Here is a 23,746-nt window from a genome sequence, read left to right as displayed (position 1 = left end):
GGAAAAGAAAAAACGAGCAAATTGCGTTATGCAACTTGCCCGTTTTTCTTTTCGTTATTTTTTTTCTGATCACGATTCATTAATGGATAGAAGGCAAAGCCGATTACGAATAAACCAATTCCGAGAAGGAATGTTTTTATATCGGCTGCTCCTGTTTTAATAACCCATAGTGCGTAGCAAAGTGCAATCACTGCGACTATGCCATCTGTAATTCTTGCCCGCATTTCATTTTTATACGTTTCACCAGTTGCGACTAGTTTTAACTGGAAGATTGGTGAAACGAGATATGGAATGAGGTAGGCCAGTGTCGATACAGTAATAACGAATGTATAAGCTTCCGCAATTGTTCCTGATAATGTTGAGAATAAGAACACTTGCGACATAATGTTTGTTAATCGTAATGAATAAATTGGACTTCCTTTTTTGTTTGTTTTTGTGAAGAAGGAAGGGAAGAAACCTTCTTTTGCTGCTTGATATGGTACTTCTGAGCTTAATAAAATCCAGCCTAAGATGGAACCGAATAGGGAAGTAAGAGCAAGTAATGCCATCAGTTTCCCGCCGCCATGACCCATTGCAGCGTTTAGTGCATCTGCTAATGGACGTTCAGAAGCTTGTAATTTATCAATGTGAAGTACACCCATTGTTAAAATTGTAATTCCTAAGTAAATCGCAACTGTAATAAGTAATCCCGCAACTGTTGCGCGTTTTACCGTTTTTGGAGAAACAGCACGGTTTGATAAAAGAACCGCTGATTCAATTCCGATAAATGCCCAAAGCGTCGTAAGAGCAGCTAAGTTTACTTGTGAAAGAAGGCCGTGTGATACACCTGATTTATCGATCATCGGTGTGTACCATTGTCCAAACTTAGAAGCTTCGAATGCAAATAATGTAACGACGATGAATAATAGGAATCCAGTTACTTTCGTTGTTGTTGCTAAGAAGTTTAGCTTTCCAGCTCCGCTTACACCGTTTGTTAATATAATATGAGTTCCCCAAAGTAAGATGGAACAAATCGTAAATGTAATTAGTTTTCCGACTTCTACATTAAAAGAACCGATTGAAAATAGTAGTCGTGTATCTTTCATAATTGGGAAGAAGAGTGATAAATATCCCGCAAATGATGTAATGATGGCAACGTTACTTGCCCAGTTTGCAACCCAATATCCCCATACCATACTGAAACCAGCCATTTTTTTCTTTTTTGGTGTTGAGAATAAAGCATATGCATGACTTTGTGGCCCTGTCGTTAAATCAGGACGACGAATTGCTAAATTACCGAAAACAAGAGCTAGCATTAAAACACCAAACCCTGTTGTTAACCAAGCTAAAGTGACACCGAGAGGGCTTGCTGTTTGTGCCAACGTACTTGGCACCATGAAAATACCAGCGCCAACCATGTTACCGACAACGAAAGCTGTGAGTACCCAAAAGCCCCATTTTTTTTGTTGCATAGAAAATACCTCCAAAGTTAGTATAACCAAGTCAAGCGAGGAGATATGTATGTCTTCCTGAGTCAGGAAGAGAAGTCCCAAACAAAACAAAAAAAGCACGTAATTTGCCGCTACATGCTTTCTATCTTATAAGAAACCCACGACATACCTCTCGATAGCTCTCCACAAACGAAACGTTTGTGACAGTTCTGCACTTATTAAGTAGCAGACCCAGCAAGCGTGCATGGTGGACACGGGCTTACTTCGGCAATCATTCCTTTCTCATTCGTTCATCAATGCCACTACATCTCCTGAAATGATACTCTTAATGACTGCAACCTCTACCTCACCGAGATACGAATGAGGATTTAAATATTAATTTAACGTATTTAAGAGTAACAAATGAATTTTTATACGTCAATGGATATAATAATAATCAGATTATAGAGAAGAGTTTGTGATTAAAAGTAAGAGGGATTATTATGTAATATTGAATTTTCATAATATAATAAATGTTGTTGGCGCTAGATGATTGAAAAGGGGATGAAGTATATGTCTGTATGTCATAAACATTCAGTAATAGGTGTGTTAGATTCGGGAGTTGGGGGATTAACAGTTGCGAGCGAAATTATAAGACAATTGCCTAAAGAGAGCATTTATTATATTGGTGATAATGAGCGTTGTCCGTATGGGCCAAGAAGTGTAGAAGAGGTACAATCTTTCGTATTTGAAATGGTTGAGTTCCTCAAACAGTTTCCGTTAAAAGCTCTAGTTGTAGCATGTAATACTGCTGCAGCTGCTGCATTGACTGCGCTGCAAGAAGCACTTTCTATTCCGGTTATTGGCGTTATCCATCCAGGAGCAAGAGCGGCAATTAAAGTGACGAAGAAAGGGGAAATCGGAGTAATTGGAACTGTAGGTACGATAAAATCTAATATGTACGAAAAAGCATTGCATGAGCTTGATACATATTTGAAAGTGCATAGTCATGCGTGCCCGACCTTAGCTACAGTTGTAGAAAATCAATTAGAAGATACAGCATATGTAACCGAGCAAGTGAAACAAGCTTTACTGCCATTAACGAAAGAAGATATAGATACGTTAATTCTTGGGTGTACGCATTATCCACTTTTAGAGTCTTATATTAAAAAGGAACTAGGAGAGGATGTAACGATTATTAGTTCTGCAGAAGAAACAGCGATAGAGTTAAGCACAATTTTACAGCACAAAGGAATTTTGTCTGACAATCTGAATCCTGAGCATCGATTTTTTACAACAGGCTCTGCCTTATCATTTGAACATATTGCTGAGCGTTGGCTAGGATATCACATTTCTGTAGAATGTGTGGATTTACCCGTAAAGAATGCTCGCATCTGTAATTAGACTGTATGAAAGTACTTTTTGTTCAATACACTAGGTTAGTTGCATAAGAAGGAAAAAATGCACTTTTAATTGAAAGGATTAAGGTCATTTCAATTAAAGGGGAGATTGGATTATGGAATTATCAAGGTCTCAATTATTTGCTTTAGAGTATATTTCAAAATATGCAGAGAACGAAAAACGTGAGGCGAAAGCAACAATTAATCATATACTTAACATGTGTAATATTACAGATGAAATATTTGAAGAAGCTGTGGCTAACTTAAAATCTCATGCAAGGATCGCTTTACACTTTCATCCAGACAGACTCGATTCGAGTATGAAAAGTGTTGCTGAAGCATTGTTTGAGCAAGGAATATATAAAAGTCAGTTTGAAACATTGCTATCTAACGGAAGCGTATCTGCTTATCCTGGCGGTGAACGTGACCTTTGGGAACAGAGAATATTTGGAGGAGCATATCAATTGGAAGGTGTAACGAATGATCAACGGCCAAAGTATGGGGCGCTAAATTTGATGTTACATCCAGATGGGCCGGCTCCGCGTTTTGGATCATGTTATTTTCTCTTATCTCCAAAAGTTTCTTCTCGCTCTACATATACGTATTTAGATTCGCATCAAGATCCAAAAGAAAAGGGGACTTATGAGGAGTTTGATATGATTTTAGCTGCTCTTTTGGAAGAGACATTCGTAAGAGAGTGTGCAATTGGTGAAGGGAATTTGACTCCAACAAGATTAGTTAATCATTTACTGGCTAACATGGAAAGGCCGTTTATAGATTTAGTAAGCAAAGAGCCAGCCCGTAATCTTAATCATTATATTGAAGCGCAAGTTCATGGAGAGATTTCTCTTAAAGAAGACGTGGAAGCTCTTGTTGTAGATCCTTCATTTAAGGGTACGGATGTAGGAAGAACTTTAGAAGAAATTTGCCTGAAGTATGCTATTGATTTGTATTGGCACATGGGTTTTGTACTGCCGGTAGACGAAGTTCCAATGGATTTTAGAGGTTCCAAAATGCCATCTTTGGCAAGACGTATTGCACGACATAATTGTATCGATGCAAATATAATCGGTTCTGCTGTAGCGGATTTGAAACACAATCCATTATCTTGGAGTGATCGTGGAACTTATGAGGAAGTGCTTCAGGAATTAAAATTATTATGGCATGTTTTAGTTCGGTTTGGAAAACCAAATCGGAAGTAGAACGAAATACTCTGTTTTTTGGAAGTATATAGAAAAGAAGCTGATCTAAAACTAGATCAGCTTCTTTGTATAAGATTAAACTAAGTTTAATACAGTTACTTTTTCACGTGTCATAGACTCAAGGCTCTTACGAATACCTTGTGCGCCCATACCTGAACCTTTTACACCGATGAATGGGAAGTGGTCAGGGCCGCGCTCTGTACGTCCGTTAATTTGAACAGAACCAGTTTCGATTTTGTTAGCAATTGCGAATGCTTTGTTAATGTCTTTTGTGAAGACACTCGCTTGCAAGCCGAACTCTGATTTGTTAGCAATTTCAATTGCTTGCTCATCTGAAGAAACACGGATGATTGGAAGGATTGGGCCAAATGGCTCTTCCCAAGCAACTTTCATTTCTTCAGTTACGTGGTCGATTAATGTTGGGTAAATTAAGTTACGCTCACGTTTGTTACCGATAACAATCGTAGCACCTTTTTCTACAGCGTCGTCAACTAAACCTTGAACGAAGTCAGCAGATTTATCGTCGATTAATGGAACGATTGTGCTGTCTTGTTCTGGAGATCCAACTGATAGTTCAGCTACTTGCGCTTTTAATAAGCCAACAAGCTCGTCTGCTACGTTTTCGTGTACAAGTACACGTTTAATAGCTGTACAACGTTGACCAGAGTAAGAGAATGCACCGCTTACGATATGGTTTGCAGCATCTTGTAAGTCAGCATCTTCACGAACGATACCAGGATCTTTACCACCAAGTTCTAATACAAGTGGAATCATGGAAGCTTTTTTCGCTAAATGTTTACCTGTGTTTGTACCACCTGTGAACGATACCATATTGATACCTTCGTGTTCTACTAAGTAGTCACCAATTACAGAACCGCGTCCTGTCGCTACGTTTACTAGGCCTTTTGGAAGACCAGCTTTATGAAGTGCTTCAACCATTTTAATACCACTAATTGCACCTTGAGTGGCTGGTTTGAAAATAACAGCGTTACCCATAATTAATGCTGGTGCAAGTTTTGCAGCAGATAAGTTTACTGGGTAGTTAAATGGTGCGATTGCTAATACAACACCAAGTGGTGCGCGTTGGATAATCGCAAGTTTTGATTTTGTACCGCCCGGGAAGCTATCGCCCATCATGCTTTCTCCGTGCATATGTAAAGCTTCTTCGATCGTATAACGAATGAAATCAGCTGTACGAACAACTTCTTTCTTCGCATCTTTATATCCTTTACCGACTTCTTTCATAATGATATCGGCAATTTCATCCTGCATATTTACGAGCTCATCAGCCCATTTATATAAATACTTTGCGCGATCTTGTAGAGAAGCTTCCGCCCATGATTTTTGAGCTTCTTTTGCAGATGCAATTGCTTCATCTACTTCTCCGCGAGTAATTGCTTGTACTTGTCCAATTACTTCGTGTAAGTATGGAGATGGAATTTCGATTGTTTCTCCTGAAGAGCTTTCTCTCCATTCTCCATTTAAATAAAATTTGTACGTATTGCTAGTTGTCATGATTAGTCCTCCTAAAATAGCAACTTGTAAGAGTGAGTATAAGGTGATTGTATGGGGTTTGATAACATTTTTCAAATGAAATATTTGTGAAAACGATTTCTTATGAAGTTTTTATTTTGTATGCCCTTTCTTACAGAACATTCCCTTATTTCGAAATGATGGATCATATATTTTTATTCAATTTGTAAAAAAACAATTGACAGAATACTCAATAAAGTTATAAGATTATAAATGGAAAATAAATGAAGGGGGTGTGCGTAATGATTGTAATCGTAAATGTAATGGGTTTAGCTCTGTTAAATGGCAGAAAACATTTATATCATTACGCAACCCGTGCGGATATATAGGGCATTTTTGTCTTATAAAAAGCGTACGTTGCGTATATCGTAACGTACGCTTTTATGCATTTTTGTGCATATCGTCAAGCGGCGGTATGCTTTTTTTTGTTTATTTTCCATGTTACTAAATAAAACTTTGGAAGGTGGAAAAATGTGATGAGATTGTATGGGTTACGAAATGTAAATGTAATGGGTCTGGATAGCGGATAAAGAAATGAGAGATAAACGAGAACGAGAAGGGAGAGATTACATTGTTTTCAGTATTACTAAAGTTAAAGTGGTTTTTTAAAGAGCATTGGAGGAGATATAGTATCGCCATTGGAGCTCTTTTAATTGTGAATATAGTTGAAGTTATTCCCCCGAAAGTGTTAGGGGTTACGATAGATAATATAAAAACAGGAACGTTATCGAACGAAGCTATTATACAGTCTATTCTTATTTTAATTGGGGTTACGATAGTTGGATATGGCCTCACTTTCGTATGGCAACATCAATTGTTTGGCGGTGCATTCGTGCTTGAGAAAACGATGCGCTCTAAATTTATGGGGCATTTACTTAAGATGACGCCGACTTTTTATCAAAAAAATCGTACTGGTGATTTAATGGCGAGAGCGACAAATGATTTAAAAGCAATCGCTATGACAGCTGGTTTCGGTATATTAACGCTCGTTGATTCGAGTTTATATATGCTTACGATTGTCTTTATGATGGGATTTACAATTAGTTGGGAGCTTACATTTGCGGCACTTATACCGCTTCCAATTATGGCGTATGCGATGAATATATATGGAAAGAAATTGCATGAAAGATTTACAGTTGCGCAAGATGCGTTCGGTGATATGAACGATAAAGTATTAGAATCGATTGCTGGCGTGCGTGTTATTCGTGCGTATGTACAAGAGAATGCAGATCAGGAAAGATTTCATCAATTAGGAGATGACGTCTACGAAAAGAATATGAAAGTAGCTAGAATTGATGCACTATTCCAGCCAACTGTGAAAATGCTTGTCGGTCTTAGTTATTTAATTGGTTTAGTGTATGGCGCATATCTTGTATTTCAATCAAAGGTGACACTTGGTGAACTTGTTTCCTTTAACGTGTATTTAGGGATGATGATTTGGCCGATGTTTGCAATTGGTGAATTAATCAATGTTATGCAAAGAGGAAATGCGTCACTCGACCGTGTAAATGAAACGTTAGCGTATGAACCAGATGTAAAGGATCCGAAACATCCAAAGCTTGTACAAGAGCCGGATTATATTCAATTTGATGATGTTACCTTTTCATATCCTTCATCAACTGAAACAAATTTAAAAAAGGTTTCGTTTACATTAAAACAAGGGGAAACGCTTGGGGTTGTTGGAAAAACAGGAAGCGGAAAAACGACGCTCGTACGTCAGCTTCTTCGCCAATATCCGCTTGGAGATGGAGATATTGCAGTCTCTGATGTGACGTTAGATCAAATGACGAATGAAAATGTGCTTGGGTGGATTGGTTATGTACCGCAGGAACATATTTTATTCTCAAAAACAGCGAGAGAAAATATTTTATTCGGAAATAGGGAAGCGACTGAAGAGGAACTCGAGAAAGCGATTGAAATTGCAGCGTTTAAAAAAGACTTAGAGTTTTTACCAGAAGGGTTAGAAACGCTCGTCGGAGAGAAAGGTGTTTCTTTATCAGGAGGGCAAAAACAAAGGATTTCGATTGCACGAGCTGTTATTCAAAATCCGGAAATATTAATTTTAGATGATTCTTTATCAGCTGTTGATGCTCGTACGGAAGCAGCGATCATTGAAAATATAAGAACAGAAAGAAGCGGAAAGACGACGATTATTACGACGCACCGTTTATCTGCCGTACAACATGCGGATTGGATTCTCGTGATGGATGAAGGAGAAGTAATAGAAGAAGGTACGCATGATCAGCTTATTCAAAAGGGAGGCTGGTATGCGGAACAGTTTGAAAGACAACAGGGTGAAAGTGAAAGTGCGGATAGTGGGGTGAAAATATGAGCGTTTCAAAACGATTGTTTCAATACGCAATGAAAGTAAAAGGGACGATTTTTGCAGCGATGCTAATGTTATTTATTTTCGTCATCGCAGAGCTTGCTGGTCCTTTCGTCGCGAAAACGATGATTGACGATCATATCGTTGGAATAGAGAAGCCTTGGTATGAAACAGAAAAGAGTGAAGAGGCTGTTTCGTATAATGGCGCCTTTTATAAGCGAAGCGATCGCTTCCAGGAAGGTGAGAAAAAAGGAAAAGAAGTACGCGTGATGCAAGTCGGTTTTCAATATTACTTTGTACCGAATAAAGTAAATCTAGAAGGGTCACGGACTGTAAAAGGTGATATGATTACCGTTCAAAATGGTAAGGCGGTGCAAGTGTATAAAGCGAAAGCATTAACGAAAGAAGAAGTGTTTGCGTTTTATAAACCAGAAATAAACAGACTATTATTACTTGGTGGAGGCTATTTTGCTTTATTAGTAGTCGTTTCATTATTTGCATACGGAAAGCAATTTTTCTTGCAGAAAGCAGCGAACAAAATTATTCAAATTATGAGGGAAGATGTCTTTTCTCATATTCAAACGTTGCCGATTCGGTATTTTGATCATTTACCAGCAGGGAAAATTGTGTCGCGTGTGACGAATGATACAGAGGCCATTCGTGATTTATATGTAACGGTGCTTGCAACATTCGTTTCAAGTATCATCTATATTATTGGGATATTCGCTGCGCTATTTTTACTTGATGTAAAATTGGCGACGTTATGTTTACTCATCATCCCAATTTTAATTGTTTGGGCTATTTTATATAGAAAGTATGCGTCTGTATACAATCATAAAATGCGCTCTCGTTTATCTGATATTAACGGAACAGTGAATGAATCCATTCAAGGGATGCCAATTATTCAAGCGTTCCGTCAAGAGCGTGAAACGAAAAAAGAATTTGAAGAATTAAATGGCGATTATTTTAAGTATCAAAATAAAATTTTAAATTTAAATGCAGCAACTTCGCATAACTTAGTAGGTGTATTAAGAAATATCGCTTTCACAGGAGTAATTTGGTATTTCGGCGGTGCTTCATTAAGTGCTACAGGCGTCATTTCTCTAGGGATACTATATGCGTTCGTTGATTATTTAACACGATTATTCTCACCGATTACAAATATGGTGAATCAGCTTGCTAACTTAGAACAATCGCGCGTTGCATCAGAACGTGTTTTTGAATTATTAGAGGAAAAAGGGGAAGCAGTAGAAGAAGAACGTATACCTCGCTTACAAGGAAATGTGAAGTTTGATAATGTGTCGTTTTCTTATAATGGAAAAGATGAAGTGTTAAAAAATATTTCATTTGAAGCGAAACAAGGCGAGACAGTCGCACTTGTCGGTCATACTGGCTCAGGAAAAAGTTCCATTATGAATGTACTCTTTCAGTTTTACGAGTTTGAAAAAGGAAAGCTTACAATTGACGGTCATGACGTAAAAGAGATGCCGAAACAAGCAACTCGTGAACATATGGGAATTGTACTGCAAGATCCATTTTTATTTAGCGGAACAGTAGCATCTAATGTTAGTTTAGAAAATGAAAAAATTTCAAAAGAGCGCATCGTAAAAGCATTGCGTGATGTAGGTGCTGAAAGATTTGCGAACAATATAAATGAAGAAATTACGGAGAAAGGAAGTACACTTTCAACCGGAGAACGTCAGCTTATATCGTTTGCTAGGGCGCTCGCTTTTGACCCAGCCATTTTAATTTTAGATGAAGCGACATCTAGTATCGATACAGAAACAGAGGCGATGATTCAACAAGCGCTAGAAGTTGTGAAAAAAGGAAGAACGACATTTATTATTGCCCACCGTCTTTCAACAATTAAAAGTGCAGATCAAATTATCGTGCTTGATAGAGGGACGATTTTAGAAAAAGGGTCTCATGATGAATTAATGAAAAAGCGCGGGCGTTATTACGATATGTACAAAACGCAAATGGAAGGGAATCAGAGCGCTTAATAGGTATGGGGAGGAACTTGTGATTTTCACAAGTTCTTTTTTTAGTGAATCACGGCAATTAAATAAGAAGTATTATTTTACCTTTCGTACAATAAATGCTATATTAAAAAATGTTACTTATTTTTTGTATGTAGCATTATTTTTCCTTTTTGTTTGATTATGAAGAAAAAGGATAAACTAAATAAGAACATTTTCATTGAAAAATTGTTCAAGATTGCATACAATCAATATAGTTTTTAAATTCCTATCAGAATACTTGGAGGATTACCATCATGAAGAAATTATTTTCAGTGCTTGCAGTAACTACATTAGCGATCGGGATTGTAGCCGGCTGCGGTAAAGAAGAGAAAAAAGATACAGCTAGTCAAGACGCGTTACAAAAGATTAAACAAAGCGGTGAACTTGTAATTGGTACAGAAGGTACATACCCACCATTTACGTTCCACGATTCAAGCAATAAATTAACTGGATTTGACGTTGAACTATCAGAAGAAGTTGCAAAACGTTTAGGTGTAAAACCTGTATTTAAAGAAACGCAATGGGATAGCTTACTTGCTGGTTTAGATGCAAAACGTTTCGATATGGTTGCAAACGAAGTTGGTATTCGTGAAGACCGTCAAAAGAAATATGATTTCTCTAAACCATACGTTTCATCTTCAGCGGCATTAGTTATCGCAAAAGATAAAGATAAACCTGCTACATTTGCTGATGTAAAAGGATTAAAAGGAGCACAATCTTTAACAAGTAACTATGCAGATATTGCTAAGAAAAACGGTGCGGAAATCGTTGGTGTAGAAGGATTTAGCCAAGCAGCAGAACTATTAGCTTCAGGGCGCGTTGATTTCACAATCAATGATAAATTATCAGTGTTAAATTATTTAGAAACGAAAAAAGATGCGAAAATTAAAATTGTAGATACAGAAAAAGAAGCTTCAGAAAGTGGATTCTTATTCCGTAAAGGTAGCACTAAGCTTGTACAAGAAGTAGATAAAGCGTTAGAAGATATGAAAAAAGACGGTACGTATGACAAAATAACGAAAAAATGGTTTGGTGAAAATGTATCTAAGTAGTGCATTGATTTCAGATCGATTGTCTACTTGGATGGATATTATGCAGACTTCCTTCATGCCTATGCTGAAGGAAGCTGTTTTTACGACAATTCCATTAACGCTTATTACATTTATTATCGGTCTTATACTGGCAACGTTAACGGCGCTTGCACGTATTTCAGGTAGTCGTATTTTACAATGGATTGCTCGTATCTATGTATCTATCATTCGCGGAACGCCACTTCTTGTACAGTTATTTATTATTTTCTATGGTCTGCCAACTCTTAATATTGAAGTTGAGCCATATACAGCAGCAGTTGTTGGATTTTCATTAAATGTCGGTGCGTATGCATCTGAAATTATTCGTGCTTCTATCCTTTCCATTCCGAAAGGGCAGTGGGAAGCAGCTTACACAATTGGGATGACATATCCGCAAGCGTTAAAACGTGTTATTTTACCACAAGCAACGCGCGTATCAATTCCGCCGCTTTCGAATACATTTATTAGCTTAGTGAAAGATACTTCATTAGCATCGTTAATTTTAGTAACAGAAATGTTCCGAAAAGCGCAGGAAATTGCGGCAATGAACTATGAGTTTTTAATTGTTTATTTTGAAGCAGGTCTTATTTATTGGGTTATTTGTTTCTTATTATCAATCGTACAACAGATGTTAGAAAAGCGTTCAGAACGCTATACATTAAAATAATCCTTTTACAAAAGGAGTTTTTGTTTTTATGATTTCAATTCAGCACTTACAAAAAAGTTTCGGAGATAATACCGTACTAAAGCATATAGATTTAACAGTTGAGAAGGGCGAGGTTGTTGTTATTATCGGGCCGTCTGGATCTGGTAAAACGACATTCCTGCGTTGTCTTAACGTGTTAGAAACGCCAAACGCTGGTCATATTCGTATCGGTAATAAAGAGCTTAACTTCTCTCAAAAAGTAACGAAGAAAGATATTGTCAACCTTCGTACGCAAACAGGTATGGTATTCCAGCACCATAATCTATTCCCGCATTTAACAGCACTTCAAAATGTAATGGAAGGGCTCGTTACAGTGAAAAAGATGGGGAAAGAAGAAGCGAAGAAAAAAGCAAACTATTTCCTTGAAAAAGTGGGTCTAGCAGATAAAGTGGATTTATATCCGTTCCAATTATCAGGCGGACAACAACAGCGCGTTGGAATTGCTCGCGCGCTTGCAATGGAACCAGAAGTGTTACTATTTGATGAGCCGACGTCAGCGCTTGATCCTGAACTCGTTCAAGAAGTTCTGAAAGTAATGAAAGAGCTTGCTAAAGAAGGCATGACAATGGTCATTGTAACGCACGAAATGCGCTTTGCACATCAAATTGCGAACCGTGTTATTTTCATGGATGGCGGTGTCGTTGTCGAACAAGGTACACCAGAAGATGTATTTACAAATCCAAAAGAAGAACGTACGAAGAAGTTTTTACAAATGTTGCAATAAATGAAGGAAGGTCTCAAGGCATATGCCTTGAGACCTTTTTGCCATATATATTTATTTGTGGAATCCGCCAAGGCTTTGCTCAGCCATTGCAACTAGACGTTTTGTGATTTCGCCACCAACAGAACCGTTAGCACGAGCTGTAGAATCTGCTCCTAATTGTACACCAAATTCTTGAGCGATTTCGTACTTCATTTGGTCGATTGCAGCTGTTGCTCCTGGTACTACTAATTGATTTGAAGAATTTTGGTTTGCCATAGGAATATATCCTCCTTAGAGTTATAAAAATTTTTTTGGTTGGACTAGCTGGAGTTGAACCAGATTATCGCCCCGTTTGGCGCTAATCCATCGGTAATTAAGTTTGTACTCATAGTATGGATGTTACCTAGAAAGATATACGAAATAATAATTTGTAAATTTTGTAAAAAAATCTTAGTGATTTCGTAAATTATGAAATAAGAGTAATCGTTTTATTTTTTAGAAAGAAGGTAAAACTAAGAGCGATATGAAATATATTTTTCTTTTTGTATCCCGATATTTTGGGGCAAATCATTAACTTCTTATGTATGACTTATTACACTTATAGTTCTATTTTGAGTGACTGCTCCCCTATGCATAGCTAGATGCTCTCTTCAATCAGATAAAGTATGGAGGAATCGTGATGGGAATTTGCCCGTTTTGCAACGCATTAGAATCACAAACATATTCTTGTCAAAATTGCCAAAGTATACTCCAAGATTATGGGAAGGCTGTAGATTACATAGACGATTATAGTGCGTATATGGACCAAGAATTATTAAGTGCAGTAGATGGATTGACACATAATAATTCAAATGAATATTGCAATCATATTTTTTATTGCGGAGTATGTAACGTGGAAACAGAGGTTGTAGTAAAACTTGTGTAAATAGAAAACTTCCACCTTATGAATGAGGTGGAAGTTTTTGTTTTTGTTTTTGTATTTGTGAGTGAATCATAGGAGACGGAATATGCTCGTTGTTTGAGGAAGTCTCTGATTTTATTTGAGACATTTTTTCTTTTGTATCGCGCAAAGAGTGTTCAGTTAAGTAGATGGCATATTCGTAAAATAATTGGCGCGTTAGTTCACTCTGTTCTTTTAACTTGGCATCTTGGAATACAGTTCGCCCTGGTTTAGAGTTTGCTTCAAAGAGCCATGGGTTTTCCTGCGTGTCTAAACCAATATCAAAGCCGATTTCTCCAATATTTCCGGTTACTTGTTCATCGAGTGCGTAACTAATTTGTAAGGCTGTATGTTTTAATTTATTTTCAATTTGAATTTGTTTCGTTGAATCAGGAAAAAGTTCTTGTAGCAATTTCGTATCGCCACCGCTATTTACATGCGTTGTTAAGCTACCTTTGCCAGCAATTTTTGCGACGATTGCACTGACCATCCATTGGCCGAAATGATTTTTATTTGTATGAATGCGAAAATCAACAGGTTGCCCATCGAAGCGAAGTAAGGAAATACCTTGTTGGACGATAAATTTTTTTAAATCATGTCCTTTTAACACATGGTTCAGAAGCGTTTCTAATGATTGGTACTTTCTTAGTTTATTTTCTTCATTTTCGCGATAACGACAGTAGTAGCAATTCTCTGCTTGAGAATAAAATAGTTGATGAATATTTCTACCGAAGCTACCATGAATCGGTTTCATGTAAATTGATTTATACGTTCCGAGAAATCGTTCCACTTGTTCGAAGTGCTGAAATGTTTCTGTGTTTGGTAATAACGGCATGATGGATTCATCTTTCATAAGAAGTTGATGTACTTCCCACTTATTAAAAAACCCTGGGTTAAACCAAGGAATCGCATAGTCATGCTCTAGCTTTCTTTTTGCTCTTACGATCGGTTTATAATTTTCGGCTTTCCGATTTGGTAATCGATCGTAAATGACATTCGGTAAAGGGACTTTTTTCTTTATCCACTTTTCCTCTTGAAAGAAATACCCTTCAATTGTTTCGTCTTCCCAGTCTATATGTTGCACACCAAAAACGAATACAAATGGTCGTAAGGTGAATGGTGGAGTTAGTAACTCGCCAAGAGATGTGGAACGGTTCCCTAAAGGATTAGAAGCGTCATCGTTAAAACCAGTTGTGAAAATCCCGATTAATGGTCCGAAAATAATCGTTTCATTTTGTGTGAATGCATGGATAGTAGTGGAATGAGGCAGTAAAAGTTTTTCAGCAATTTGTTTTCCAATTATGATTTCGCGAGTAAAGGAATAATGAATTTTTACATCTTCACTTGCAACATGGCGTAGGCCGAAGGAAAGGGATGTAATTGGTGGTGTAATGGAAAAAATATAAGGTAAAGTAATACTATTTGGATTCTCGTCTGAAATGTTGAATGTATATATGTGCTCTTTCAAAATGGGTTTACCTCCTTTCATTATGGTGTAAAGCGACTGAATTTTAATGGTCCGTGATATATTTTTTCGGCTAATGAATCACTATGGCGAATGTAATGTTCGTACGGGGGAATCGTGTTGACATACATAAGCCAAATTGCCCCTTTTTGATCCATAATAGTGGAAAGCTCTAGCTCGAATAATGAAGAATAAGATGCATCTAGCGTTTGAAACACTTCATTTATAATGTCTTGTAAAGCGTCTTGTAACAATTGTACACCGGTACTAGATAGTACGTATTTAATTTTTGAAAATGCATGCAGCGAGGAATCATCGGTTGCCGATAGTAAAAGTTGATTCGGAAATGAACTTTTTTGTATAAACTGACCGATAACGTTCCACTTCTGTTCTTTATTTTTTTGTAAAATGGTTCGAATATGGAGTGGGTATGTTAATTGATTTGGAGGTTGCAGCATTGTATGCGTGATGTAACGTGCTGATCGTATATGAGATTTGTACCAAGATATAAATTCATCAGTTCGTTTAATTGGAGTAGAAGTATGGTAGGCATCATTTATCGTATCAACATGAAACGTTTTATTTTTATAAACGACCCGGTACAAACTTTCATTGGAATGTGCGTTAGTAGGACGTATAATAATATCTTTTGTTTTTAATAACAGTTTGAAAACGTTGTGTATCGTTGCTATTTCAAATTTTGGTATATAAGGAGATAATTTTTTATTCGTGAGAAATACATCATGTAGTTCGCTTAAGTCAATGAGTGTGTTGTTTAAAAAGGTAGTGGAAGCACGGTTGTGTAATGAGCGAATAATTGACTTTGCTTTTTCGACGTTTGTTTCCTCGTTAAAAGAAGAACGATCGTATATATAAGAAGGAATAGGGAATATTTGCTCTTTCCATTTTCCTGTATCTGTATCATAAATCAGACCAGAAATAAGATCTGTTTTAGGATCAATACCAAACGGCGTAAACTGGGCAACGACATTATGATAAAGCCGAGCGCGTTTAGCGATTTCGGTGTAATACGTTTGCTCATAATGAGGCTGAGAAGTTAAAATACCGAGAACCAACGAAATCACTCCTTTACTAACAAAATGTTGGCATAATAGGCGAAGCTATATATTGCAAATACGTTTTTATACCATTATACTTTTGTCCGTATGATGATATGCTATAGTTTTGGAGAAGCGAAAGGTTGATTGTAATGAATATATGGTTAAGTATGTTAACGACGACAGGGCTCGGAGCGATTATTGGAGGATTTACAAATCATTTAGCAATAAAAATGTTATTTCGTCCTCATCGCCCTATGTATATTGGGAAGTTTCAAGTGCCATTTACACCAGGATTAATTCCGAAGCGCCGCGATGAGCTTGCTGTTCAATTAGGGAGAATGGTTGTAGAACATTTGTTAACGCCAGAAGGAATCGGCAAGAAGTTAACAAATGAAGAGTTTCAAAAAGGTTTAATCCACTGGGCACAAGTAGAAGTGGATAAAGTAATTACGAATGAACAGTCACTGCGAAACATGTTAGAAAAATGGGACGTAGCGCATGTAGAAAAAGAAGCAACTGAGAAAATCGAACAGGTGATTACAGAAAAGATTCAGGCATTTTTAGAAGAGTACTATACATATACATGGGAACAAGCTTTACCTCATTCTGTTCATGAGAAAATAGAGAATGCGATTCCAAATGTTTCGGCATTTATTTTAGGGCGAGCAACTCAGTTTTTTGAGAGTGAAGAAGGTAAAGCACGTCTTTCAAAAATGATTGATGATTTCTTTGCTTCTAGGGGAACGCTACTTAACTTAGTCGGAATGTTTTTAGGGAATGTAAGTGTAGTGGATCGTGTGCAGCCTGAGGTCATTAAGTTTTTAGGGCAAGATGGCACAAAGCAGCTTTTAACTGAAGTACTGCAAAAAGAGTGGGAAAAGTTAAAAGGAAGAGAGGTAAAAGAATTAGAAACGTTTGTAGAAAAAGAAATGATTGTAAGCTCTATATTGTCAGCAGTTAAAGTTGAGGAAACAGTAAGTAAATTTTTAAATCAATCTGTGCAGCAAGTATGTGAGCCAGTTCGAGAAACAATTATGGAAAAGGTAGTTCCAAGTGCAGTAACGAAAGGCTTGAAGTGGGGAGCAGAAAACGTAGCGAGTATACTAAATAATCTCCACTTGGCTGAAATTGTGCAGCAAGAAGTGTCCACATTTTCCACGGAGAGACTAGAAGATTTAGTGCTGTCCATTACAAAAAATGAACTGAAAATGATTACGTATTTAGGAGCACTATTAGGCGGTATGATTGGAATTGTGCAAGGATTATTACTGTTGTTTCTTAAATAATAAGATATGTACATACAAATAAAAGTGAAATTTCTTCACATCTCTTGCATAGTTTGATATGGTAAGAAGAGGTGCGTATGTAAATGCACGTAAAAGGCAGTGCGTATGATAAGCGCTAGCCTTCTAAAGGAGGAAAAATAAAATGACAAAAAACATTCATGATGTAGCATATGAATTACAAAAAGCAATCGCTGAAAACGATGACTTCAAAACGTTAAAAGAGAGCTACGCAGCAGTTCAAGCTGATGCAGCTTCAAAGAACTTATTCGATGAGTTCCGCACAATGCAACTTAGCCTACAACAAAAAATGATGCAAGGCCAAGAAATCACTGAAGAAGACAACCAACAAGCACAAGAAGTTGTAGTTCGCATTCAACAAGATGCTAAAATTACAAAGTTAATGGAAACTGAGCAACGCTTAAATACAGTTATCACTGACGTTAACAAAATTATCATGAAGCCACTTGAAGAATTATATAGCGCGCAACAACAAGCGTAATAGTGGAAGACGCCCCTGTATAGGGGCGTCTTTTTTGTTTAGGGAATTTGATAGTTAGACCACAAAACCTCACTTTCAAAATAGCTATTTTGAAAGTGGTATGTAGTACATCCGTTAATTCTTTTTATTGCTGTTAATTGAAGTTTTAATGTTTTTTTCGTTTAAAAACTTTTCAATCTCTTTTTGCTTCCGTCCATTAGCTTTCTCAAGGTGCTTCGTAAAAGAAAAATCGGCTTTGAATAAGTTACCATCTTGGGCGAGTTTGTTTAATTCTTGATCTAGTTCTACGAAAATAGCCGTAGATGATGACATAAATTCATAGATTTCTTTTGAAGGTTTTTTATAATCAGTAGGTAAATTATTATTACTAATAAACTCATGGAAATTCATATCGTTTTGTTTCGCTAGATCGATTAGTTTTTGTAATTTTTTTCGATCGGAATCAGTGAAATTCTTATCAGGAGTTGTTGAGGCAAGTGGAATGATGTTTTCAGATAACTCCCAGCAATAATCTATATAATCTTTTATATTTTTTCTCATTTCATCTTCATTAATCGTTTCATTCTTTTTTGAGGAAGTGAATATAGTTTCCGGAATTTTAACCGTAACATCTTTAATAGATTGTACATCGTTTTCTTCCTTAGGTTGTGCACTGTTTGAACAAGCTGATAGAAATAAAACTGTAAGTAGCATGAGTGAATATAAAGTATATTTCTTCATTTTAATCTCCTTTTTTATTCATTAGTGTCTTTGTAAAATAGCTATATTCCATTTCAAATACTTTACTAAAAGTGCGTATATATGTTTGACCATTTGATAACATACGACGGATATGAGTAAACCGACGCAAAAAGCGATGAACACATTATAAACATCGGAATAACTAATTTGATGAAACCCTTTAAAGAATCCTAATCCTATTAATAAAATAGGTGAAATAATTAATACTGGAGTGGCAATGATTAGTGCTAGAAGAAAAGGTAATAAAAAGAGTAGTACGAAAAAGGCGATAAAGATAAAGGCAAAGTTTAAAACACTTAAGCTCATAACAGAAAATAGTGCAGTTATCATATTTTTGAAGCTTCGTTTCTTGTCAGCATTGCTTATTGCATAGGAAACATTAAGTTCTTTAGCAATGGTTTTAGGGTTTCCTAGTTTTCTAGCAATTTCTTCTTCACATTTCCCATCTTGTTTACCACTAATAAAATGAGTTTCATACTCTGAAATAATATCCTCCTTTTCTGAATTAGGTATATTCCGTAGGGAGGAACTAAGTTGGCTTAAAAACTCACTTTTGTTCATTGCGATCACTTCCCTTTATAAAATAATGAATTATAGCTGAGAATCCGCTCTTTGTTGAGAGGGGGATATACTAACTACGAATGTTATTCCAATTAATGGGTGTTCCAATATTTACAAATATATCATTTAGTAGTGTTCTTTGCAAGGTACTGTTATTTTTAAAATACCGTGATGAGATGGAAGTTTTTTAGATTTTTTCGAGAAAATATAAAAATATTATTTTAGGATAAATAAAGGGTTGTAAGCGCATTCCTTAATGAGCGTCAAAAAACTGTCAAATTCATATCGTTGGAAAAATAATGCATTTGTAATATAATGATAAATAATACTTCACCACGTTAATTAACTAGGTGAAGTTTAAAATCTTTATTACACAAATTATGAAACAAAGGAATGGTTAGTTTGAGTACAGGTGTAAAAGCAAACGACGTGAAGACAAAAACAAAAGGAGCAGATCTTGTTGTTGATTGTTTAATTAAACAAGGTGTTACACATGTTTTCGGTATTCCAGGAGCGAAGATTGACTCTGTATTTGATGTACTGCAAGAAAGAGGACCAGAGTTAATCGTTTGTCGTCATGAACAAAATGCAGCATTTATGGCAGCTGCGATTGGTAGATTAACAGGAAAACCGGGCGTATGTCTTGTAACTTCAGGACCAGGGACATCAAATTTAGCGACAGGTCTTGTTACTGCGAATGCGGAGAGTGATCCCGTTGTTGCTTTAGCTGGTGCAGTTCCACGTACAGATCGATTAAAACGTACGCACCAATCTATGGATAATGCTGCACTATTCGAACCAATCACAAAATATAGCGTAGAAGTAGAGCATCCTGATAATGTGCCAGAAGCATTATCAAATGCATTTCGAAGTGCGACTTCCACAAATCCAGGAGCTACTCTAGTAAGTCTTCCGCAAGACGTTATGACTGCGGAAACGAATGTAGAGTCTATCGGTGCGCTTTCTAAGCCACAGCTTGGAATCGCTCCCACACATGATATTACATACGTAGTAGAAAAAATAAAAGCAGCGAAATTGCCGGTTATTTTACTCGGTATGAGAGCAAGCACAAATGAAGTGACGAAAGCTGTTCGTGAATTAATTGCGGATACAGAACTTCCTGTCGTTGAAACATATCAAGCAGCTGGTGCCATTTCACGTGAGTTAGAAGATCATTTCTTCGGCCGCGTTGGCTTATTCCGTAACCAACCAGGTGATATTTTACTAGAAGAAGCAGATCTTGTTATTTCTATCGGTTATGACCCAATTGAGTATGATCCAAAGTTCTGGAATAAACTTGGGGACAGAACGATTATTCATCTTGATGACCATCAAGCAGATATCGATCATGATTACCAACCAGAGCGTGAATTAATTGGTGATATTGCCTTAACAGTAAATAGCATCGCAGCAAAATTACCGAAACTTGTGTTAAGTACGAAATCAGAAGCAGTGTTAGAACGATTACGTGCGAAATTATCAGAACAAGCAGAAGTTCCAAATCGTCCTTCAGAAGGTGTTACGCATCCACTTCAAGTGATTCGTACACTTCGTTCTTTAATTAGTGACGATACAACCGTTACATGTGACATCGGTTCCCATTCTATTTGGATGGCAAGATGTTTCCGTTCTTATGAACCACGTAGATTATTATTTAGTAACGGTATGCAAACGTTAGGTGTTGCACTTCCTTGGGCAATCGCAGCTACTTTAGTAGAACCAGGTAAAAAAGTAGTTTCCGTATCAGGTGACGGTGGTTTCTTATTCTCAGCGATGGAGTTAGAAACGGCGGTACGCTTAAATTCTCCAATCGTCCATCTTGTTTGGAGAGACGGCACATATGATATGGTTGCATTCCAACAAATGATGAAATACGGCAGAACATCAGCTACAGAGTTTGGCGATGTTGATCTTGTGAAATATGCGGAAAGTTTCGGGGCGTTAGGTCTTCGTGTTAACACGCCTGATGAATTAGAAGGGGTATTAAAAGAAGCATTAGCAGCAGACGGCCCTGTCATTATTGATATTCCAATTGACTATCGTGACAACATTAAATTAAGCGAAAAATTATTACCAAACCAATTAAACTAATGGAGGCAGATTTGAGATGACTGTTGCGCAATTAATTGATATTGATGCAAAAAAAACGAAAACGAGTAATGAAGTATATCAAACATCTACAATGCTTGCGCTATTAGATGGTATATATGATGGTGTGATTAGCTTTGAAGATTTGAAAAAACATGGTGATTTCGGTATCGGTACATTTGATCAATTAGATGGTGAAATGATTGCATTTGATAACGAATTTTATCATTTACGTTCAGATGGTTCAGCAGAAAAAGTAGAGCCGGAGGAAACAACACCATTTGCGACTGTAACGTTTTTTGAGAAAGAAATGAGTTATACAGTGGAGCATCCGATGAATCGTGAAGAAGTGGAAGCATTATTACATGAATTAATGCCGAGTAAAAACCTATTTTATGGTATTCGAATGGATGGTACGTTCCGCGAAGTAAGAACGAGAACGGTTCCAAGACAAGAAAAACCGTATACACCGCTCGTTGAAGTGACGAAATCACAACCCATCTTCTCATTTAAACATACAGAAGGTACGCTTGCTGGATTTTGGACACCAGATTATGCGCAAGGTATTGGTGTAGCTGGATTCCACTTACATTATATTGACGATGAAAGAAGCGGAGGCGGACATGTTTTCGACTATGTTGTTGAAAACTGTACGATCCAAATTTGTCAAAAAGCTCATATGCATTTAGCACTTCCAGAAACAGCTGACTTTATGGCGGCTGAATTATCTAGAGAAAATTTAGAGGATAATATTGCGACTGCGGAAGGTGCGGAGTAAAAGGGAGAGAGGCTGTCCCAAAAGGTGCTTTTTAGCCAAAACCGAATAGAAAGTGAAAGGAAGAAACGTTGATTTAATAACGTTTCTTCCTTTTCAATTTCATGTGATTTTACTTCGAAAGAGACTTATGAGACAACATCTTCTTTTATTTGTCGGTAAGTCGATATTGTTTATCCTGCTTTAATGGGCAGTAAGATCCCCACCTCCAAATTCAGCGAAAGCAAAGAAGTTAGGCGGGGGATCAACTGCCCATAAAAGTCCGATTGGTTCAACTAATAATCAGTGGGGGATGAAGGCACTCCCCACTGATTAAAGTTTCACTTTATTTCTTTGAAACAAACGGATGCCCCTCATAATAAAAACGCCACGGATAATGTACAGCTTCTTCTGCATAGTCGATATTAATACGAGGACCTGCTGTTATTTTGTATTGTGATGATAGGTGTTCTTCGTCTGGGACGATTTCTATATGCAATGTGTCACTTTGTAATGATACGCCTCGTTCTTCTAAAGTAATTCCGAGGGCACGGCATAGTTTGCCAGGTCCGTTCGTTAAGTTTTTATATTGCGCTTTTGTAATGTCCGTTTTGTTGTAGCGCGCTAGTTTTATTTCTTCTATTCCATCTACTGGCTCAAGGGCTCGAATGAGCACTCCTTGCGGGGTACCAACTGGTGCTGTAATGACGTTAAAACAATGATACATACCGTAAATTAAATATACGTAAGCATGTCCTGGTGCACCAAACATGACTTCTGTGCGATCCGTCCGTCTGCCGCCATAACTATGTGCGGCCTTATCATCGGGACCTTTATATGCCTCTACTTCAACAATGATTCCGCTTCGCTTTATTCCGTTTACAATATGAACAAGTTTTTGTCCGAGTAATTTCTTTGCCACTTCTAACGTATCGCCTTCATAAAAGGAAGGAGGTGCCTGCATTGTACTATCTCCTTTACTGAGTGTATATGTATATAGTAAACCAAATTTTCAGTAGAAATTCTAACTCGTTCTATTTGCTACATTTATTTCATAAATTATGGATAGAGTACAACAGCGAAGAGGGGGAGTGCGACATGATTTATCGCTTACTAGCTCTTAACATAGATGGGACACTACTATACAACAACGGAAAAATTGCAAAAGGATTAAGAGAAACAATTGAATTTGTGAAAAGAAAAGACGTATACGTTACATTATTTACGAGCCGTAATTTTCAGTCTGCTCATAAAGTAGCAAAGGCGTTAAAATTAGATTCGATATTAGTGACACATGGCGGTGCTTTCATTTCAGCAACGTTAGATAAGCCGTACGTTCAAAGAAGGTTATCGGAAGAGAAGACATTTAATATTGTGCAAGTATTAGAGCATTTTGACTGTAACGTCCGCATTTCTCATGAACGGTTTTCAATCGGAAATCGCGAGAGAAATACACCAAACTTAATTGCGCGTACTGTGCTATCGAGTGCGGATCCGTTATTTTATCCAGTTCAATTTGTAGATTCGTTAGGTGATGCGCTTCGTGATCATCCAGTCGCGGCGCCAAAAATTGATGTTCTTTTCCAAACGAAAGGTGAAAAAGAAAGAGGACTGAATACATTAAGAAAAGCGTTTCAAGATATAGAGTATATTGAATGTGATTCAAAACGAATAGAAATTTTGCCACAAAATGTATCAAAATTACGTGGATTACAATTGCTTGGAGAGCATTTAAATATTTCGCTAAACGAAATGGTTGCCATTGGAGATAGCATGGAAGATTTAGAGGTTATTGAAAATGTGGGTCTCGGAGTAGCGATGGGAAACGCGCCTGTAGAGGTAAAACAAGCGGCCGACTGGATTACACGTTCAAATAGTGAGAACGGCGTAGAGTATATGATTAAAGAGCATTTCCGCAAGCAATTCCCGCTTCCGTTTTTGAAGAATCATAAAAATACACCGAAACGATAAAGGAAAAACG

At 37.1% G+C, this 23,746-nt stretch carries 21 protein-coding genes and 1 riboswitch; of the genes, 13 read left to right on the top strand and 8 right to left on the bottom strand.

Features of this window, described 5'->3' with window-relative positions; all coding sequences use genetic code 11:
- Positions 1-26: 26 nt before the first annotated feature.
- A complete protein-coding gene (locus ACTFNE_RS21840; RefSeq protein ID WP_001186312.1) occupies positions 27-1,451 on the bottom strand; it encodes an amino acid permease in 1,425 nt (474 codons plus the stop codon).
- 147 nt (positions 1,452-1,598) lie between these two features.
- A riboswitch (Lysine riboswitch) is annotated at positions 1,599-1,782 on the bottom strand.
- Between the two features lie 200 nt (positions 1,783-1,982).
- Here ACTFNE_RS21840 and racE point away from each other — a divergent pair.
- A complete protein-coding gene (gene racE / locus ACTFNE_RS21835; protein WP_000109652.1) occupies positions 1,983-2,813 on the top strand; it encodes a glutamate racemase in 831 nt (276 codons plus the stop codon).
- Between the two features lie 112 nt (positions 2,814-2,925).
- Positions 2,926-4,011, top strand: coding sequence for a DUF3626 domain-containing protein (locus ACTFNE_RS21830; protein ID WP_074533142.1), 1,086 nt, complete (start codon positions 2,926-2,928; stop codon positions 4,009-4,011).
- Between the two features lie 75 nt (positions 4,012-4,086).
- Here the strand turns inward: ACTFNE_RS21830 and gapN are convergent, their stop codons facing one another.
- Positions 4,087-5,526, bottom strand: a complete 1,440-nt coding sequence (gene gapN / locus ACTFNE_RS21825; protein WP_000213630.1) for an NADP-dependent glyceraldehyde-3-phosphate dehydrogenase — start codon at positions 5,524-5,526, stop codon at positions 4,087-4,089.
- A 589-nt stretch (positions 5,527-6,115) separates the two neighbouring features.
- Between gapN and ACTFNE_RS21820 the strand changes: the two genes are divergently transcribed.
- From ACTFNE_RS21820 to ACTFNE_RS21800, 5 genes are all read left to right on the top strand, one after another.
- The gene (locus ACTFNE_RS21820) at positions 6,116-7,876 is read left to right on the top strand and encodes an ABC transporter ATP-binding protein (protein WP_046198829.1); all 1,761 of its coding nucleotides are present in this window, start codon (positions 6,116-6,118) and stop codon (positions 7,874-7,876) included.
- Positions 7,873-9,873: an ABC transporter ATP-binding protein gene (locus ACTFNE_RS21815; protein ID WP_270705332.1), complete on the top strand. Its 2,001-nt coding sequence runs from the start codon at positions 7,873-7,875 to the stop codon at positions 9,871-9,873. The genes ACTFNE_RS21820 and ACTFNE_RS21815 overlap by 4 nt, the downstream gene beginning before the upstream one ends.
- 272 nt (positions 9,874-10,145) lie before the next feature.
- The gene (locus ACTFNE_RS21810) at positions 10,146-10,943 is read left to right on the top strand and encodes an amino acid ABC transporter substrate-binding protein (RefSeq protein ID WP_000732860.1); all 798 of its coding nucleotides are present in this window, start codon (positions 10,146-10,148) and stop codon (positions 10,941-10,943) included.
- Positions 10,930-11,628: an amino acid ABC transporter permease gene (locus ACTFNE_RS21805; RefSeq protein ID WP_002170323.1), complete on the top strand. Its 699-nt coding sequence runs from the start codon at positions 10,930-10,932 to the stop codon at positions 11,626-11,628. Before ACTFNE_RS21810 ends, ACTFNE_RS21805 begins: the two co-directional genes overlap by 14 nt.
- Positions 11,629-11,656: 28 nt before the next feature.
- Positions 11,657-12,391 (top strand): amino acid ABC transporter ATP-binding protein, encoded by a 735-nt coding sequence (locus ACTFNE_RS21800; RefSeq protein WP_000623601.1) that lies wholly within the window; start codon positions 11,657-11,659, stop codon positions 12,389-12,391.
- Between the two features lie 51 nt (positions 12,392-12,442).
- On the opposite strand, the gene sasP is transcribed toward ACTFNE_RS21800, so the two are convergent.
- Entirely contained in the window at positions 12,443-12,646 is a 204-nt protein-coding gene (gene sasP / locus ACTFNE_RS21795) for a small acid-soluble spore protein, SasP family (protein ID WP_000013338.1), read from the bottom strand.
- A gap of 403 nt (positions 12,647-13,049) precedes the next feature.
- Between sasP and ACTFNE_RS21790 the strand changes: the two genes are divergently transcribed.
- Complete coding sequence (locus ACTFNE_RS21790) at positions 13,050-13,295, top strand: hypothetical protein (RefSeq protein ID WP_270705331.1); 246 nt, start codon at positions 13,050-13,052, stop codon at positions 13,293-13,295.
- A gap of 16 nt (positions 13,296-13,311) precedes the next feature.
- Here the strand turns inward: ACTFNE_RS21790 and ACTFNE_RS21785 are convergent, their stop codons facing one another.
- Positions 13,312-14,778, bottom strand: a complete 1,467-nt coding sequence (locus ACTFNE_RS21785) for a YheC/YheD family endospore coat-associated protein (RefSeq protein WP_270705330.1) — start codon at positions 14,776-14,778, stop codon at positions 13,312-13,314.
- A gap of 20 nt (positions 14,779-14,798) precedes the next feature.
- On the bottom strand, positions 14,799-15,851 hold the full coding sequence (locus ACTFNE_RS21780; protein WP_270705329.1) for a YheC/YheD family protein: 1,053 nt from the start codon (positions 15,849-15,851) through the stop codon (positions 14,799-14,801).
- Positions 15,852-15,985: 134 nt separating this feature from the next.
- Between ACTFNE_RS21780 and ACTFNE_RS21775 the strand changes: the two genes are divergently transcribed.
- Together ACTFNE_RS21775 and ACTFNE_RS21770 are read left to right on the top strand one after the other, a co-directional pair.
- Entirely contained in the window at positions 15,986-17,122 is a 1,137-nt protein-coding gene (locus tag ACTFNE_RS21775; protein ID WP_270705328.1) for a DUF445 domain-containing protein, read from the top strand.
- 142 nt (positions 17,123-17,264) lie between these two features.
- Positions 17,265-17,621: a YlbF/YmcA family competence regulator gene (locus tag ACTFNE_RS21770; RefSeq protein WP_046198825.1), complete on the top strand. Its 357-nt coding sequence runs from the start codon at positions 17,265-17,267 to the stop codon at positions 17,619-17,621.
- Between the two features lie 114 nt (positions 17,622-17,735).
- Here ACTFNE_RS21770 and ACTFNE_RS21765 read toward each other — a convergent pair whose 3' ends face one another.
- Positions 17,736-18,341: an NDxxF motif lipoprotein gene (locus ACTFNE_RS21765; protein ID WP_046198824.1), complete on the bottom strand. Its 606-nt coding sequence runs from the start codon at positions 18,339-18,341 to the stop codon at positions 17,736-17,738.
- Between the two features lie 21 nt (positions 18,342-18,362).
- Entirely contained in the window at positions 18,363-18,923 is a 561-nt protein-coding gene (locus tag ACTFNE_RS21760) for a DUF1700 domain-containing protein (protein ID WP_046198823.1), read from the bottom strand.
- Between the two features lie 402 nt (positions 18,924-19,325).
- Between ACTFNE_RS21760 and alsS the strand changes: the two genes are divergently transcribed.
- Together alsS and alsD are read left to right on the top strand one after the other, a co-directional pair.
- Positions 19,326-21,014 (top strand): acetolactate synthase AlsS, encoded by a 1,689-nt coding sequence (gene alsS, locus ACTFNE_RS21755; protein ID WP_046198822.1) that lies wholly within the window; start codon positions 19,326-19,328, stop codon positions 21,012-21,014.
- A gap of 16 nt (positions 21,015-21,030) precedes the next feature.
- Positions 21,031-21,789, top strand: coding sequence for an alpha-acetolactate decarboxylase (gene alsD / locus ACTFNE_RS21750; protein WP_046198821.1), 759 nt, complete (start codon positions 21,031-21,033; stop codon positions 21,787-21,789).
- 322 nt (positions 21,790-22,111) lie between these two features.
- Here the strand turns inward: alsD and ACTFNE_RS21745 are convergent, their stop codons facing one another.
- Positions 22,112-22,729 carry a DNA-3-methyladenine glycosylase gene (locus tag ACTFNE_RS21745; protein ID WP_046198820.1) on the bottom strand — a complete coding sequence of 206 codons (618 nt, stop codon included), beginning with the start codon at positions 22,727-22,729 and terminating at the stop codon, positions 22,112-22,114.
- A gap of 134 nt (positions 22,730-22,863) precedes the next feature.
- Between ACTFNE_RS21745 and ACTFNE_RS21740 the strand changes: the two genes are divergently transcribed.
- Positions 22,864-23,736, top strand: coding sequence for a Cof-type HAD-IIB family hydrolase (locus ACTFNE_RS21740; RefSeq protein WP_046198819.1), 873 nt, complete (start codon positions 22,864-22,866; stop codon positions 23,734-23,736).
- Positions 23,737-23,746 lie beyond the last annotated feature (10 nt).

It is taken from the genome of Bacillus cereus group sp. MYBKT111-2, assembly GCF_051915205.1.
Lineage (GTDB): Bacteria > Bacillota > Bacilli > Bacillales > Bacillaceae_G > Bacillus_A > Bacillus_A paranthracis.
Note: the sequence above shows the minus strand (reverse complement) of the source record. Positions and strands in the feature narration are given on the sequence as shown.